Source organism: Enterobacter cloacae complex sp. P13B (assembly GCF_014895915.1).
In the GTDB taxonomy this organism is placed as follows: Bacteria; Pseudomonadota; Gammaproteobacteria; order Enterobacterales; family Enterobacteriaceae; genus Enterobacter; species Enterobacter bugandensis.
Map to the genome: position 1 here is coordinate 52,572 of NZ_JADBQN010000047.1, position 15,977 is coordinate 68,548.

Sequence of the window (15,977 nt, forward strand, 5' to 3'; positions counted from 1 at the left end):
GTAACCCCTCCTCACCCTAACCCTCTCCCCAAAAGGGAGAGGGGAATAAAATCCTCTCGAAATATATGAAACCGATTGCACACCCATATTTAAACCGCTATTTATCACTCCATTAACAAATACGCTTTTTATTCCTTCCCGGGTAATTCTGCAAATATTGAGCAAGGTCAATCAGACCGCAAATTAATACGATTAACAACATCCCGTCACATTTTTATTATTGCTGATAAAAACTATTCTCATTATCATCGCAGTGTAGATTATTTAACCTCTCGTGGAATCAGGCATTATGCAATTCACTCCAGACAGTGCATGGAAAATTACCGGTTTTACCCGCGAAATTAGCCCGGCCTATCGGCAGAAGCTGCTGTCACTTGGCATGCTGCCCGGCTCATCCTTCCAGGTCGTGCGTGTGGCGCCGTTGGGCGATCCAGTTCATATCGAAACCCGGCGCGTAAATCTGGTTCTGCGCAAAAAAGACCTCGCATTAATTGAAGTTGAATCTTTATCCCGTTAACAAGCCAGCGGTTTCGGTGGGTCTAATACAATGAAAAAATTAACTATTGGCTTAATTGGCAATCCTAATTCCGGCAAGACAACCTTATTTAATCAGTTAACCGGCGCGCGCCAGCGCGTGGGAAATTGGGCAGGCGTAACGGTTGAACGTAAAGAAGGCCAGTTCGCGACAACGGACAATCAGGTCACCCTGGTTGACCTTCCCGGCACCTACTCCTTAACCACGATTTCATCCCAGACTTCGCTCGATGAGCAAATTGCCTGCCACTACATTCTAGGCGGCGACGCGGATCTGCTGATCAACGTGGTCGACGCTTCGAACCTCGAGCGAAACCTTTACCTGACGCTACAGCTGCTGGAACTGGGGATCCCCTGCATCGTGGCGCTCAACATGCTCGACATTGCGGAAAAACAAAAGCTGCGCATCGACGTCGATGCGCTCTCCGCGCGCCTGGGCTGTCCGGTGGTTCCGCTGGTCTCGACCCGCGCTCGCGGTATCGACGCCCTGAAGCTGGCGATTGACCGCCACGCGGGAAACCGCGACGTTGAGCTGGTGCACTACGCCCAGCCGCTGCTGCGCGAAGCCGAACTGCTGGCGCAGGTGATGGACAGCAGCATGCCTGCAAAACAGCGCCTGTGGCTCGGCCTGCAGATGCTGGAAGGGGATATCTACAGCCGCGCCTATGCCGGACATGCGGCGGATAAGCTGGACATGGCCCTCGCCCGTCTTAGCGACGAGCTGGACGACCCGGCGCTGCACATCGCGGATGCCCGTTACCAGGCCATCGCCTCGATTTGCGACGTGGTCAGCAACGCGCTGACGGCGGAACCCAGCCGCTTTACGGCGGCGGTGGATAGGATTGTGCTTAACCGCTTCCTCGGTTTGCCGATCTTCCTGCTGGTGATGTACGTGATGTTCCTGCTCGCGATTAACATCGGAGGCGCACTGCAGCCGATTTTTGACGCCGGCTCCGTCGCGGTCTTCGTCCACGGCATTCAATGGGTGGGCTACACCCTGCACTTCCCGGAATGGCTCACCATCTTCCTCGCGCAGGGGATCGGCGGCGGTATCAATACCGTTCTGCCGCTGGTGCCGCAGATCGGCATGATGTACCTGTTCCTCTCGTTCCTGGAAGATTCCGGCTACATGGCGCGCGCGGCGTTCGTGATGGATCGTCTGATGCAGGCGCTGGGCCTGCCGGGCAAATCCTTCGTCCCGCTGATCGTCGGCTTCGGCTGTAACGTGCCGTCGGTAATGGGCGCGCGCACCCTGGATGCACCGCGTGAACGACTGATGACCATTATGATGGCGCCGTTTATGTCCTGCGGCGCGCGTCTGGCAATCTTTGCCGTCTTCGCGGCAGCCTTCTTTGGCCAGCAGGGCGCGCTGGCGGTCTTCTCGCTGTACGTGCTGGGCATCGTGATGGCGATCCTGACCGGCTTAATGCTCAAGCACACCATCATGCGCGGTGAAGCGTCACCGTTTGTAATGGAGCTTCCGGTCTATCACGTCCCGCATCTGAAAAGCCTGGCGATCCAGACCTGGCAGCGCCTGAAAGGCTTTGTGCTGCGCGCCGGTAAGGTGATTGTTATTGTCAGTATTTTCCTGAGCGCGCTGAACAGCTTCACCCTCACCGGTCAGGCGGCAGATAACATCAACGACTCTGCCCTCGCCTCCGTCAGCCGCGTCATCACGCCGGTCTTCAAACCGATTGGCGTGCAGGAGGATAACTGGCAGGCGACCGTGGGCCTGTTCACCGGTGCGATGGCGAAAGAGGTGGTCGTCGGGACCCTGAACACGCTCTACACCGCAGAGAACATTCAGGAGCAGGAATTTAACCCGGCGGAGTTCCACCTCGGTGACGAACTGCTGGGGGCCGTAGAGGAGACCTGGCAGAGCCTGAAAGACACCTTCAGCCTGAGCGTGCTGGCTAACCCGATTGAGGCCAGCAAAGGCGATGGCGAAATGGCGACCGGTGCCATGGGCGTGATGGGCGAGAAGTTTGGCAGCGCGTCAGCGGCCTACAGCTATCTCATCTTCGTTCTGCTCTATATTCCGTGCATCTCGGTGATGGGGGCGATTGCCCGTGAGTCCAGCCGCGGCTGGATGGGCTTCTCCATTCTGTGGGGGCTGAATATCGCCTACTCGCTGGCGACGCTGTTTTACCAGACCGTTAACTTCAGCCAGCACCCGCGCTACAGCCTGGTCTGCATTCTCGCGGTTGTGCTGTTCAACGTGGTTGTTCTGGGTCTGCTGCGGCGGGCACGCAGCCGCGTCGACATCAACCTGCTGGCAAACCGTAAGACCGCCGCGACCTGCTGCAACAGCCCGGCTGGCGACTGTCACTAAGGGGAAAAACAGATGGCATCGTTGATTCAGGTTCGTGACTTACTGGCATTGCAGGGACGGATGGAGGCGAAACAGCTCAGCCTCAGCCTGCATACCCCGCAGCCGATGATCGATGCCATGCTGGAGCGCCTGGAAGCCATGGGTAAAGCCGTGCGGATTCAGGAAGAAGCGGAGGGTTGCCTCTCCGGCAGTTGTAAAAGCTGTCCGGAAGGAAAGGCCTGTCTCAGGGAGTGGTGGGCACTGCGCTAATAAAGCCGGGCATGGGTGCCCGGCTTTATCGTATTACTTATAGACGTCCGCAGTAGCGCGTACGTTTTTGGTATATTTCTCAGCGCTGGTAATCACGTAGTAAGTGCCGCCAAGCTCATCCGCTTTCTTAGACAGCTCACGTTTCGCGTCCATCGGCGCAGTGGTGTCAGACGTAGAAATCTCACCAATTTTCGTCAGATTCATCCCGGCAACCTTATCTTTTTCCAGCTCTTTTGCCGCAAAGGCGCCAAATGACAATGACCCAATAACCAGAGAAGTGACAATACCTGTAACAAGTTTCATAGCCTGACTCTCCATAGGATTGTTGTTTTGATTATCGTAGGCAGAACAACCGCAACGACATCTGGAGTATGGTTGCGGTGTGTAACTTTTTCCAGGCTGGATAGAAAATAATCAGTCTAAACGTTGACTTAACGCAACCAACGCTGAACAAAACTCCGTCGGATGAGAGATAAACGGCGCATGCGCGGCTTTTGCTATGACCTGTGATTCGCTGTCCGGCCAGAGGGAATCCAGAAGTGGGACCACTTTGCGCGGCACCAGCCCGTCGAGATAGCCATAGATGCGCAGGTGCGGCATGCTCAGCCCGGCCAGCGGCTCGCGCAGATCGGCCGTTTTCAGGATCTCCAGACCGCCGTTAAGCACCTCAACGTCCGGCATCGGCAGGGAGAGCACCACCTGCTTTAACGCTCTGGCATCCTGACGCGCGGTTTCGGTGCCCATCGTCTGCAAGGCGAGGAATCGCTCGACGGTCCGCTGGAAATCGTCGCTCAGCTGCTGCTGGAAGCCCGCCAGAACATCAGGTTTGATGCCGGGCCACGCCTCTTTTGCGCTAAAGCATGGCGACGAGGCCACGGTGACCAGCGCCCTAACGCGCTCGGGCCAGGAGAGCGCAATCTGGCTTGCCACCAGCCCGCCCAGACTCCAGCCCAGCCAGATGGCATTTTGCGGCGCGGCGTCTACAACGTGCTGCGCCATTTCATCAAGCGACATCGCGCCAAAGCCACGGCTGCGACCATAGCCCGGCAGATCAACCAGATGTAACGTAAATTGCGAGGCAAGTTCCTCGCTTATGCAATGCCACACTTCCGCATTCAGGCCCCATCCGTGCAGCAGCACAAGATGGCAATTTCCTGTCCCTACGGTCTGCCACCACAGCGTCTTCATCAGTTACTGTTCTCTTTTTTCACATGGAGGTTGCACATGCTAACAGTGCCTGGCTTGTGCTGGCTATGCAAAATGCCGCTTGCCCTCAGCGCGTGGGGCGTCTGTTCCGTCTGCACGCGTTCGCTGGAAAGGCGTATCACAACCTGCCCGCAATGTGGTTTACCGACGGCGAACCGCGATTTGCCCTGCGGCCGCTGCCTGAAAAAATCCCCGCCGTGGAGCGCGCTGGTGGCCGTGGATGATTATGTTCCGCCGCTGAGCGGGCTTATTCACGCCCTGAAGTTTTCCGGCCAGAGTTCGCTGGCGCAGCCCCTTGCCCGCCTGCTTTTGCTGGCCGTTTTACAGGCGCGACGAACCCGCGCTTTGCCGAAAATCGACATGGTGGTGAATGTCCCCTTATACCGACGCCGGCACTGGCGGCGCGGCTATAATCAAAGCGACCTGCTCTGCCGCCCGCTCGCCCGGTGGCTGGGCTGTCGCTACGATGCCAGCGCGATTACCCGCGTTCATGCCACCGCCATCCAGCATCAGCTCAACGCCCGGCTTCGCAAAAGGAACCTGAAAAACGCCTTTCGCCTTGAATTGCCGGTCCACGGCCTCCATATCGCCATCGTGGATGACGTCGTCACCACAGGCAGTACCGTTGCTGAACTTTCCCGACTGCTTTTGCAAAGCGGCGCCGCGTCGGTTCAGGTATGGTGTCTGTGCCGTACCTTGTAGCCCTTCTTCAATGGGCGTATGATTATACCCAGGTAATTTAGTCAACTATTAGGCCAAAGCTATGATCCGTATTTCCGATTCTGCACAAGCGCACTTTGCCAAACTGCTGGCAAATCAGGAAGAAGGGACGCAGATCCGCGTGTTTGTGATCAATCCAGGCACTCCGAATGCAGAATGTGGTGTCTCTTATTGTCCTCCGGACGCTGTGGAAGCAACTGACACTGCCCTTAAATTTGAACAGCTCACCGCTTACGTCGATGAACTGAGCGCGCCGTATCTTGAAGATGCGGAAATCGACTTTGTCACCGACCAGCTGGGTTCTCAGCTGACCCTGAAAGCGCCAAATGCCAAAATGCGTAAAGTCTCTGACGATGCGCCACTGATGGAGCGCGTTGAGTATCTGCTGCAGTCCCAGATCAACCCACAACTGGCCGGCCACGGCGGTCGCGTTTCCCTGATGGAAATCACGGAAGACGGCCTGGCGATCCTGCAGTTCGGCGGCGGCTGTAACGGTTGCTCCATGGTCGACGTGACCCTGAAAGAAGGGATCGAGAAGCAGCTGCTGAACGAATTCCCGGAACTGAAAGGCGTGCGCGACCTGACAGAGCACCAGCGCGGCGAGCACTCTTACTACTAATTCAGTACCCGTCTGTATTGCCCGGTGGCGCTGCGCTTACCGGGCCTGACTCCCTTGCCTTCCCCCTCTATATGTTGACCTGCGTCTCATAATTCAAATTTTGCCTCACCGGGTGATTCTCAACCACGATATGTTACCCGTATCATTCTCGTGGGCACTCAACACCCTTATAACAGCCGACTAAACTTAACTGTTTCGCAGGCATCAGTATGAGTGCCGTTAACCACTCTGTTCCCAGTTGGGACAACCGGAATTTGTCGTTGAAACAATGACGTTACCCATAACAATTCAAAGGCCAGGTAAATCATGCCATTAGTCATCGTTGCTATCGGTGTTGTGTTATTACTGCTCTTGATGATCCGCTTCAAAATGAACGGATTTATCGCTCTGGTTCTGGTGGCACTTGCAGTCGGTCTGATGCAGGGGATGCCGCTGGTTAAAGTTATCAGCTCTATCAAAGCCGGTGTCGGCGGCACGCTCGGCAGCCTGGCGCTGATCATGGGCTTCGGCGCCATGCTCGGTAAAATGCTGGCGGACTGCGGTGGCGCCCAGCGTATTGCCACCACGCTTATCGACAAATTTGGTAAGAAGAACATCCAGTGGGCGGTGGTGTTAACCGGTTTTACCGTCGGTTTCGCGCTGTTCTATGAAGTGGGCTTCGTGCTGATGCTGCCGCTGGTGTTCACCATCGCCGCCGCGGCCAACATCCCGCTGCTGTTCGTGGGTGTGCCAATGGCTGCTGCGCTGTCCGTGACCCACGGCTTCCTGCCGCCGCACCCGGGTCCAACCGCCATCGCCACCATCTTCCACGCCGATATGGGTAAAACCCTGCTGTTCGGTACGATTCTGGCGATCCCGACCGTAATTCTGGCAGGCCCGGTGTATGCCCGCTTCCTGAAAGGCATTGATAAGCCTATTCCGGAAGGTCTGTACAGCGCCAAAACCTTCACTGAAGAAGAGATGCCAGGCTTTGGCGTCAGCGTCTGGACCTCGCTGGTACCGGTGATCCTGATGGCAATGCGCGCCGTGGCGGAGATGATCCTGCCGAAAGGCCACGCTTTCCTGGCCGTTGCCGAGTTCCTCGGCGACCCGGTGATGGCAACGCTGATTGCGGTATTGATTGCGATGTTCACCTTCGGCCTGAACCGTGGCCGCTCCATGGATCAGATCAACGACACGCTGACCTCGTCCATCAAAATCATTGCCATGATGCTGCTGATTATCGGCGGTGGCGGTGCGTTCAAGCAGGTGCTGGTCGACAGCGGCGTGGATAAATACATCGCTGCCATGATGCACGAAACCAACGTCTCCCCGCTGCTGATGGCGTGGTCTATCGCCGCCGTTCTGCGTATTGCGCTGGGTTCTGCGACCGTTGCGGCGATCACCGCGGGCGGCATCGTTGCACCGCTGATTGCCACCACGGGCGTGAGCCCGGAGCTGATGGTTATCGCCGTCGGTTCCGGTAGCGTGATTTTCTCTCACGTTAACGACCCGGGCTTCTGGCTGTTCAAGGAGTACTTCAACCTGACTATCGGTGAAACCATCAAGTCCTGGTCCGCGCTGGAAACCATTATTTCGGTGTGCGGTCTGGTCGGGGTGCTGCTGCTCAATATGGTGGTCTGACGCCCCAAGTCGGGTGGCGGCTACGCCTTACCCGACCTACATGAGCACTACCTGATAATAAAAAACCCGCCACTGGCGGGTTTTTTATCACTTCTTCCCGGCAGCTTTTCGCCGCTTATCCAAATCCTTAATCAGCCTGTTCACCCCGTCATCGGCAAACATCGCCTCAAGCGTGGTGGACAGCTTGCGGCGCCAGTTTTTGTACTGATAGCTGGTGCCCGGAACGTTCACCGGCTCCGCCATATCAATCCAGTCTTCCGGCTGCAGGCCCAGCAGCGCGCTGTTGCTGTCGGCAATATAGCGCTGCAGGCCACGGTTGAGCGTTGGGGTCATTGCCATCAGCGACGCCTTATGTCCGGCACGCTTCGGCAGACAGCCATGCTTATGCAGCGCATCCAGCAGCCCCTGCTTCGCCAGCTCGCGGTCCTGATACAGCCCGCGCAGAACCTCTTCATCTGGATAGAGGCCCAGCGTTTTGCCGAGGGTCAGATCGCCGCTTTCCCAGTAGCCTCTGAGCGTAGGAAGATCATGCGTCGTCGCGACTGCCATTGACTGTTCAGGGTACGCTTTCGGCGCGCGGAAGGTTTTCTCATGGTCGTTTTCAAAATAGAGCACTTTGTAGGAATAAACCCCGCTGTCGCGGAGCTTGCTGACAATTTCCACCGGTACGGTACCGAGATCTTCACCGATCACCATGCACTGATGACGTTTACTCTCCAGCGCCAGGATCGACAGCAGATCGTCCACCGGATACTGCACGTACGCCCCGTGATCCGCCGTTTCACCGTACGGGATCCACCACAGGCGCAGCACGGACATCACGTGGTCGATGCGCAGCGCCCCGCAGTTCTGCATGTTCGCGCGCAGCAGGTCGATAAACGGCTCGTAGGCGCGCGCCGCCATCACGTGCGGATCCATCGGCGGCAGGCCCCAGTTCTGACCGAGCGGGCCGAGGATATCTGGCGGCGCGCCGACGGATGCTTTCAAGCAGTAAAGCTCACGGTCACACCAGGTTTCCGCGCCGCCTTCCGCCACGCCCACGGCCAGATCGCGATACAGGCCGATCGGCATCTTATAGCCCTGGCTCACCTGCCAGCAGGCGGCAAACTGGCTATACGCCAGCCACTGCAGCCACAGGTAGAAGTCCACCTCGTCGGCATGATTTTTACAGAAGGCTTTGACTTCAGGGGTATCCACGGTCTGATACGCTTCCGGCCAGACCGGCCAGCCCCAGCGCATTTCGTCCTCTTTCACCTGATACGCGTGCAGCGCATCAAATGCCGCCTGCCAGTAGAGGCTTTCACCTTCCTGCATCACGAACTGGCGGAAGGCCGCCATCTGCTCGTCGTCGCGCTTCGCAAAGCCTTTCCACGCCAGGCGCAGAGCCGCCATTTTCAGCGCGGTCACGGAGGCATAATCTACCCAGTCCGCATCGCGGGCCTGCTTCAGCAGCTGCTGGGTGGTCTCAAGCTTCCACCACGCCTGCGCCTCTTTGCTGTTTTTGAAATCGTCTAACGCGTTAACGTCGATGTAAATCACGTTCAGCCAGCGTCGGGAAGACGGGCTGTACGGGCTCGCGCTTTCCGGGTTGGCCGGATAGAGCGCGTGGATCGGGTTGAGGCCGATAAACGCGCCGCCGCGCTCGCCTACGGATGCCAGCATCTTTTTCAGATCGCCAAAATCGCCGATGCCCCAGTTGCTGTCTGAACGCAGCGTATAGAGCTGCACGCAGGCGCCCCACAGCTTTTTGCCTTCGAGCAATGCCTGCGGCTCATAGCAGCGTTTTGGCGCGACGATCACCCGGCAGTGAAAACGCTGTTCGTCCTGGGTGAGCGTCAGGCTGTGATAGCCCTCCGGCAGCTTTGCCGGAAGGTTTAACGTTTTGCCGCCGGTGGCGTGGCCTTTATGCTGATGCCCCTCTTCGGTGGTGAGCAGCCAGCTATACTCGCCGCGCCCCTCCACCGCAAGCGGCATCTTTTTGCCTGCGGTAAAGACCTTCACGTTTGGCACCGGCGCAGCCGACGCGTTCGCGTCGGTTTTATGCATGGCATCCAGCAAACGTCTTTTGGTGTCCGCACCAATAGACTGCGGTTTGCCGTGCGCATTGATGTAACTGAGGCTAATTCCCGCCGCCTGCGCGGCACTGTCCAGACGTTTACTCTCCATCGCGCTTCCTTAGCGTTTTGCCTGCCAGATACGGGCCTGATAATCACGGATTGAGCGGTCAGAGCTGAACATGCCGCAGCGCGCGGTGTTCAGAATGCACGCCCGGGTCCACGCCTCCTGGTCGCGGTACAGCACGTCGACCTGTTTCTGCGCTTCAACGTAGGCCGTGAAGTCCGCCATCACCAGGTACGGGTCGCCGCCGTGTTTGTCCATGCTGTGCAGCATCTGGTCAAACGCGTGCTTGTCGCCATCGCTGTATTTGCCGCTTTCCAGCTCCTTCAGCACCGCATCCAGCACTTTGTCTTTTTTACGCCATTTCACCGGGTCGTAGCCTTTGGCCTTGATGGCTTTCACTTCTTCAACAGTATGGCCGAAGATAAAGATGTTCTCTTCACCGACCTTCTCGGCGATTTCGACGTTCGCACCGTCCAGCGTGCCGACGGTCAGCGCGCCGTTGAGCGCCAGCTTCATGTTGCCGGTACCGGACGCTTCTTTCCCTGCGGTCGAGATCTGCTCGGAGATATCCGCCGCCGGGATCAGCATTTCCGCCGCCGAGACGCAGTAATCCGGCAGGAACACGACCTTCAGCTTGTCGCCCACTTTCGGATCGCTGTTGATCGCCGCCGCCACTTTATTGATGGCGAGGATAATGTTTTTCGCCAGGTAGTAGCCCGGCGCCGCCTTCGCACCGAACAGGAACACGCGCGGCACGCGGTCGGCCTGCGGGTTCTCGCGGATCTCTTTGTACAGCGCCAGAATGTGCAGCAGGTTCAGGTGCTGGCGCTTGTACTCGTGCAGGCGTTTGATCTGGATATCGAAAATCGCGTTCGGGTTGATCTCAATCCCGGTACGCATTTTCACAAACTCCGCCAGGCGAACCTTGTTCTCCAGCTTGATCGCGCGGTACTGCTCGCGGAATTTCGCATCGTCGGCGTATTTTTCCAGGTTAATAAGCTGGTCCAGATCGTTGGCCCACTCTTTCTTCAGGGTCTTGTCCAGCAGGCCGGCCAGCAGCGGATTGCACTGCTTGATCCAGCGACGCGGCGTAATGCCGTTGGTCACGTTGTGGAATTTGGTCGGCCACAGCTGGTGATATTCCGGGAACAGATCTTTCACCACCAGATCGGAGTGCAGCGCCGCCACGCCGTTAACGGCAAAGCCGCTCACCACGCACATGTTCGCCATACGCACCTGTTTGTCGTGCACCACCGCCAGCTTCGCCCAGACGGCTTTGTCGCCCGGCCAGGTTTTCTCCACCAGCGTTTTGAACTGGTCGTTAATCTTGTTGATGATCTGCATGTGGCGCGGCAGCAGCGTTTTCACCAGCTTCTCATCCCAGCACTCCAGCGCTTCCGGCATCAGGGTGTGGTTGGTATAGGCAAAGGTGCGGCTGGTGATGGCCCAGGCGTCGTCCCAGCTCAGCTGATGTTCGTCAATCAGCACGCGCAGCAGTTCCGGGATGGCAATAGTCGGGTGCGTATCGTTAAGCTGAATGACTTCGAAGTCCGGCAGTTGCGCCAGCTTGCGGCCCGCCAGGTGATGGCGACGCAGAATATCCGCCACGGAGCAGGCGCACTGGAAGTACTGCTGCATCAGGCGCAGCTTTTTGCCCGCCAGATGGTTGTCGTTCGGATAGAGCACTTTCGTCAGCTTCTCGGCGTCGATCCCCTGCTGCTCAGCGCGCAGGAAATCGCCGTCGTTGAATTTGGTCAGGTTGAACGGATGCGCGTGCTTCGCCTGCCACAGACGCAGCGGCTGCGCCACGCCGTTACGGTAGCCGAGCACCGGCAGATCCCAGGCTTCACCGGTAATAGTGAACGCCGGTTCCCAGAGCCCCTGCTTCGTCACTTTCCCGCCGATGCCGACCTGCACGTCCAGCTGCGCGTTGTGGCGGAACCACGGGTAGGTATTGCGATGCCAGTCGTCCGGCGCTTCCATCTGGTGGCCGTCGGCAAACGACTGACGGAACAGGCCGTACTGGTAGTTCAGGCCATAGCCAATCGCCGACTGGCCGACCGTTGCCATAGAGTCAAGGAAACAGGCCGCCAGACGCCCCAGTCCGCCGTTGCCTAGCGCCGGGTCGATCTCTTCTTCCAGCAGGTCGGTCAGGTTAATGTCGTGCTCTTTCAGCACATCACCCACCTCCTGATACCAGCCAAGGTTCAGCAGGTTGTTGCCGGTCAGGCGGCCAATCAGGAACTCCATCGAGATATAGTTAACGTGACGCTGGCCTTTGACGGGCTTCGCCACGGGCTGAGCATCCAGCTGCTCTGCGAGCGCCCCGCTCACCGCCTGCCACCACTGGTGAGGCGTCATCTCGTTTGCAGCATGAAGGCCAAAACGCTGCCACTGACGCGTCAGGGCAGCCTGGAATTGAGCTTTGTTGAAGGTAGGCTGTGACATAGGGGATCGGCATCCTTTAGAAAGAAAACACAAGTTGGCGCTAGTGTGCCTGGCTCATTTCACCTCTTCCTCCTCCCGTGGGGGATTAGACAGGGAGGAGTAGCGGGGATGAGCGTAAAAGTGTGATCGAGGCCACTCTGAGAGCATAGCTTGAGTGTGCCCGGAAGATAAAAAAGTAACAGGGGAGAATGTCAAAGAAATGAAATGCGGTTTTGGATGAAATTAATCTACGCGGAAATGATTGCTTACGGAGAATAATATTTCAGCAATCGGGTTCTGCCTAAGGAGATTATTAATCTCACTCAACTTTACCCGAAGTTTATTAAATTCGACGTCATTATACCTTTCTGAAACCAGTTTCAGCCCAGCCTCGTGACATCCATACAAGCCAGCATTGACGCGGCATCAAAGCCTTTTCAAAAAAGTTCCAGTACTGGCCGGAATGTTTTGTGACAGAGTGCAAATTCAGAGCCACAAAAGCCAGACATAACTTGCAATAGTTCTCTTTCTGACCGACCTTATAGCTATTAATTACGAAGCGCAAAAAAAATAAATTCTCTCGTTCCCCACAGTGAAGTGAAACCTATGTTGATTCCGTCAAAATTAAGTCGCCCGGTTCGTCTTGACCATACAGTGGTCCGCGAGCGTCTGCTGGCTAAACTTTCCGGCGCGCATAATTTCCGACTGGCGCTGGTTACGAGCCCTGCAGGTTATGGAAAAACAACGCTCATTTCACAATGGGCCGCAGGTAAGAGCGATCTTGGCTGGTACTCCCTCGACGAGGGCGATAACCAGCAAGAGCGTTTTGCCAGCTATCTGATTGCCGCTATTCAACAGGCAACCAACGGACACTGCGTCGCCAGCGAGGCAATGGTGCAAAAGCGCCAGTACGCCAGCCTGTCCTCCCTTTTTTCTCAGCTGTTTATCGAACTGGCCGAATGGCATCGCCCGCTGTACGTGGTAATTGATGACTATCATCTGATCACGAACCCGGTTATCCATGAGTCGATGCGCTTCTTCCTGCGCCACCAGCCGGAAAACCTGACCCTGGTCGTGCTGTCACGCAACCTGCCGCAGCTCGGTATTGCCAACCTGCGCGTGCGCGATCAGCTTCTGGAAGTGGGCAGCCAGCAGCTGGCCTTTACCCACCAGGAAGCGAAACAGTTCTTTGACTGCCGCCTGACCTCACCCATTGAGGCCTCCGAAAGCAGCCGCTTGTGTGATGATGTCGCAGGCTGGGCCACGGCGCTACAGCTGATTGCCCTTTCTGCCCGGCAAAACAACAGCCCGACGCACCAGTCTGCGCGCCGTCTGGCCGGCATCAACGCCAGCCATCTTTCTGATTACCTGGTGGATGAGGTGCTGAACAGCGTCGATCCCTCCACCCGCAATTTCCTGCTGAAAAGCTCCCTGCTGCGCTCCATGAACGACGCGCTGATTGTGCGCGTAACAGGCTGTGAGAACGGTCAGCTGCAGCTGGAAGAGATTGAACGTCAGGGCCTGTTCCTGACGCGCATGGACGACCCCGGCGAGTGGTTCAGCTATCACCCGCTGTTTGGCAGCTTCCTGCGCCAGCGCTGCCAGTGGGAGCTGGCAACGGAATTGCCGGAAATTCACCGCGCCGCCGCTGAAAGCTGGATGGCGCAAGGCTTCCCGAGCGAGGCCATTCACCACGCGCTTGCCGCCGGTGACGCCAGCATGCTGCGCGATATCCTGCTTAACCACGCGTGGGGGCTGTTTAACCACAGCGAACTGACGCTGCTGGAAGAGTCGTTGAAAGCCCTGCCGTGGGAGAGCCTGCTGGAGAACCCGCGCCTGGTGCTGCTCCAGGCCTGGCTGATGCAGAGCCAGCATCGCTACAGCGAAGTGAATACCCTGCTGGCGCGCGCCGAGCAGGAGATGGAAAGCGAAATGGATATCACCCTGCACGGCGAATTTAACGCCCTGCGGGCGCAGGTCGCGATTAACGACGGCGATGCGGATGAAGCGGAACGGCTGGCGATGGTCGCGCTGGATGAACTGCCGCTGGCGAATTTCTACAGCCGGATTGTGGCTACCTCGGTGCACGGCGAAGTGCTGCACTGCAAGGGCGAACTGACGCGCTCCCTTTCGCTGATGCAGCAAACCGAGCAGATGGCGCGCCGCCATGATGTGTGGCACTACGCCCTGTGGAGCCTGATCCAGCAAAGCGAGATTTTATTCGCACAGGGGTTCCTGCAGGCCGCCTGGGAAAATCAGGAAAAAGCGTTCCAGCTGATCCGTGAACAGCACCTGGAACAACTGCCGATGCACGAGTTCCTGTTGCGTATTCGCGCTCAACTGCTGTGGGCATGGTCGCGTCTGGATGAAGCAGAAAGCTGCGCCCGTCAGGGTGTGAACGTGCTCTCCGGCTTCCAGCCTCAGCAGCAATTGCAGTGTCTGGCCCTGCTGGTGCAGTGCTCGCTGGCGCGTGGCGATCTGGATAACGCCCGCAATCACCTTAACCGTCTGGAAAACCTGCTCGGCAACGGTCAGTACCACAGCGACTGGGTATCGAACGCCGACAAGGTTCGGGTGATTTACTGGCAGATGACGGGGGACAAAAAATCCGCCGCCAACTGGCTGCGCCAGACGCCTAAACCGGAATTTGCCAATAACCACTTCCTGCAAAGCCAGTGGCGCAACATCGCCCGCGTGCAGATCCTGCTGGGTGACTTTGAGCCTGCCGAAATTGTGCTGGAAGAGTTAAACGAAAACGCCCGCAGCCTGCGTCTGATGAGCGATCTGAACCGCAACCTGCTGCTGCTCAACCAGCTTTACTGGCAGGCGGGCCGCAAAAATGACGCCCAGCGCGTGCTGCTGGAAGCCTTGCAGCTGGCGAACCGCACCGGGTTTATTAGCCACTTCGTGATTGAAGGTGAAGTGATGGCGCAGCAGCTGCGCCAGCTGATTCAGCTCAACACGCTGCCGGAGCTGGATCAGCATCGCGCCCAGCGCATTCTGCGCGAAATTAATCAGCATCATCGCCACAAGTTTGCGCATTTCGACGAGAACTTTGTTGAACGCCTGCTGAACCACCCGGAAGTGCCGGAGCTTATTCGCACCAGCCCGCTCACCCAGCGCGAATGGCAGGTGCTGGGGCTGATCTATTCAGGCTATAGCAACGAGCAGATTGCCGGTGAGCTGGCGGTGGCGGCAACCACCATCAAAACGCACATCCGCAATCTGTATCAGAAGCTGGGCGTGGCGCACCGTCAGGACGCGGTGCAGCATGCGCAGCAGCTGTTGAAGATGATGGGGTACGGAGTTTAGTTTTGTGCGGCCTGATGCCCTCACCCCGGCCCTCTCCCACAGGGAGAGGGAGAACGGCTTTTCAACACAACTCTAACTGCAAATTATTATCCTTAATCACCTGCATCACGCCCGCAGGTGGCATCACGTCGGTGTAGACCGCATTCACCATGCTGATGCTGCCCATGTTCACCATCGCGTTACGGCCAAACTTCGAATGGTCCACCACCAGCATTACGTGGCGCGAGTTTTCAATGATTGCGCGCTTGGTGCGCACCTCGTGGTAATCAAACTCCAGCAGCGAGCCATCGCTGTCGATGCCGCTGATCCCCAGAATGCCAAAGTCGAGGCGGAATTGAGAGATAAAATCGAGCGTCGCTTCGCCGATAATCCCGCCGTCGCGGCTGCGCAGTTCGCCACCCGCGAGGATGATGCGGAAATCATCTTTCTGCATCAACGTGTTGGCGACGTTCAGGTTGTTGGTCACCACGCGCAGGTTCTCGTGATCCAGCAGCGCATGGGCTACCGCTTCCGGCGTGGTGCCGATGTCAATAAACAGCGTCGCACCGTTCGGGATTTGGCTCGCCACTTTACGCGCTATACGCTCTTTTTCTGCCGTCTGCGTGGCTTTACGGTCGTGCCAGGAGGTGTTGACCGAGCTGGAAGGCAGCGCCGCGCCGCCGTGGTGGCGCAAAATACGGTTCTGATCGGCCAGATCGTTCAGGTCACGACGGATGGTTTGCGGGCTGACGGCAAACTGCTCGACCAGCTCTTCGGTGCTGACGTATCCCTGTTTTTTGACCAGTTCGATAATGGCGTCATGACGTTGTGTTTGTTTCATCAATTATCCCTGAG

At 57.4% G+C, this 15,977-nt stretch carries 12 protein-coding genes; 7 read left to right on the top strand and 5 right to left on the bottom strand.

Annotated elements, in window-relative coordinates:
- The first annotated feature begins 289 nt into the window (after positions 1-289).
- The 3 genes from feoA to feoC are packed head-to-tail and all read left to right on the top strand — an operon-like array spanning position 290 to position 3,115.
- The gene (gene feoA / locus IM273_RS18970; RefSeq protein ID WP_006177893.1) at positions 290-517 is read left to right on the top strand and encodes a ferrous iron transporter A; all 228 of its coding nucleotides are present in this window, start codon (positions 290-292) and stop codon (positions 515-517) included.
- Between the two features lie 30 nt (positions 518-547).
- Complete coding sequence (feoB, locus tag IM273_RS18975; RefSeq protein ID WP_193050646.1) at positions 548-2,866, top strand: Fe(2+) transporter permease subunit FeoB; 2,319 nt, start codon at positions 548-550, stop codon at positions 2,864-2,866.
- A 12-nt stretch (positions 2,867-2,878) separates the two neighbouring features.
- Entirely contained in the window at positions 2,879-3,115 is a 237-nt protein-coding gene (gene feoC, locus IM273_RS18980) for a [Fe-S]-dependent transcriptional repressor FeoC (RefSeq protein WP_041911908.1), read from the top strand.
- Positions 3,116-3,148: 33 nt separating this feature from the next.
- Here the strand turns inward: feoC and IM273_RS18985 are convergent, their stop codons facing one another.
- Together IM273_RS18985 and bioH are read right to left on the bottom strand one after the other, a co-directional pair.
- Positions 3,149-3,418: a YdgH/BhsA/McbA-like domain containing protein gene (locus IM273_RS18985; protein ID WP_045259364.1), complete on the bottom strand. Its 270-nt coding sequence runs from the start codon at positions 3,416-3,418 to the stop codon at positions 3,149-3,151.
- A 111-nt stretch (positions 3,419-3,529) separates the two neighbouring features.
- Positions 3,530-4,303 (bottom strand): pimeloyl-ACP methyl ester esterase BioH, encoded by a 774-nt coding sequence (bioH, locus tag IM273_RS18990; RefSeq protein ID WP_048960504.1) that lies wholly within the window; start codon positions 4,301-4,303, stop codon positions 3,530-3,532.
- A 36-nt stretch (positions 4,304-4,339) separates the two neighbouring features.
- Between bioH and gntX the strand changes: the two genes are divergently transcribed.
- From gntX to gntT, 3 genes are all read left to right on the top strand, one after another.
- On the top strand, positions 4,340-5,023 hold the full coding sequence (gntX, locus tag IM273_RS18995; RefSeq protein WP_193050648.1) for a DNA utilization protein GntX: 684 nt from the start codon (positions 4,340-4,342) through the stop codon (positions 5,021-5,023).
- A 61-nt stretch (positions 5,024-5,084) separates the two neighbouring features.
- Positions 5,085-5,660 carry a Fe-S biogenesis protein NfuA gene (gene nfuA, locus IM273_RS19000; protein WP_003861601.1) on the top strand — a complete coding sequence of 192 codons (576 nt, stop codon included), beginning with the start codon at positions 5,085-5,087 and terminating at the stop codon, positions 5,658-5,660.
- Between the two features lie 306 nt (positions 5,661-5,966).
- Positions 5,967-7,283: a gluconate transporter gene (gene gntT, locus IM273_RS19005; protein ID WP_193050651.1), complete on the top strand. Its 1,317-nt coding sequence runs from the start codon at positions 5,967-5,969 to the stop codon at positions 7,281-7,283.
- An 87-nt stretch (positions 7,284-7,370) separates the two neighbouring features.
- Here gntT and malQ read toward each other — a convergent pair whose 3' ends face one another.
- The gene (gene malQ, locus IM273_RS19010; protein WP_193050653.1) at positions 7,371-9,449 is read right to left on the bottom strand and encodes a 4-alpha-glucanotransferase; all 2,079 of its coding nucleotides are present in this window, start codon (positions 9,447-9,449) and stop codon (positions 7,371-7,373) included.
- Positions 9,450-9,458: 9 nt separating this feature from the next.
- Positions 9,459-11,852, bottom strand: a complete 2,394-nt coding sequence (malP, locus tag IM273_RS19015) for a maltodextrin phosphorylase (RefSeq protein ID WP_028014682.1) — start codon at positions 11,850-11,852, stop codon at positions 9,459-9,461.
- Positions 11,853-12,437: 585 nt separating this feature from the next.
- On the opposite strand from malP, the gene malT reads away from it, so the two are divergent.
- Positions 12,438-15,143, top strand: a complete 2,706-nt coding sequence (gene malT / locus IM273_RS19020) for an HTH-type transcriptional regulator MalT (RefSeq protein WP_047367202.1) — start codon at positions 12,438-12,440, stop codon at positions 15,141-15,143.
- A 61-nt stretch (positions 15,144-15,204) separates the two neighbouring features.
- On the opposite strand, the gene IM273_RS19025 is transcribed toward malT, so the two are convergent.
- The gene (locus IM273_RS19025) at positions 15,205-15,963 is read right to left on the bottom strand and encodes a DeoR/GlpR family transcriptional regulator (RefSeq protein ID WP_080329054.1); all 759 of its coding nucleotides are present in this window, start codon (positions 15,961-15,963) and stop codon (positions 15,205-15,207) included.
- Between the last annotated feature and the right edge of the window lie 14 nt (positions 15,964-15,977).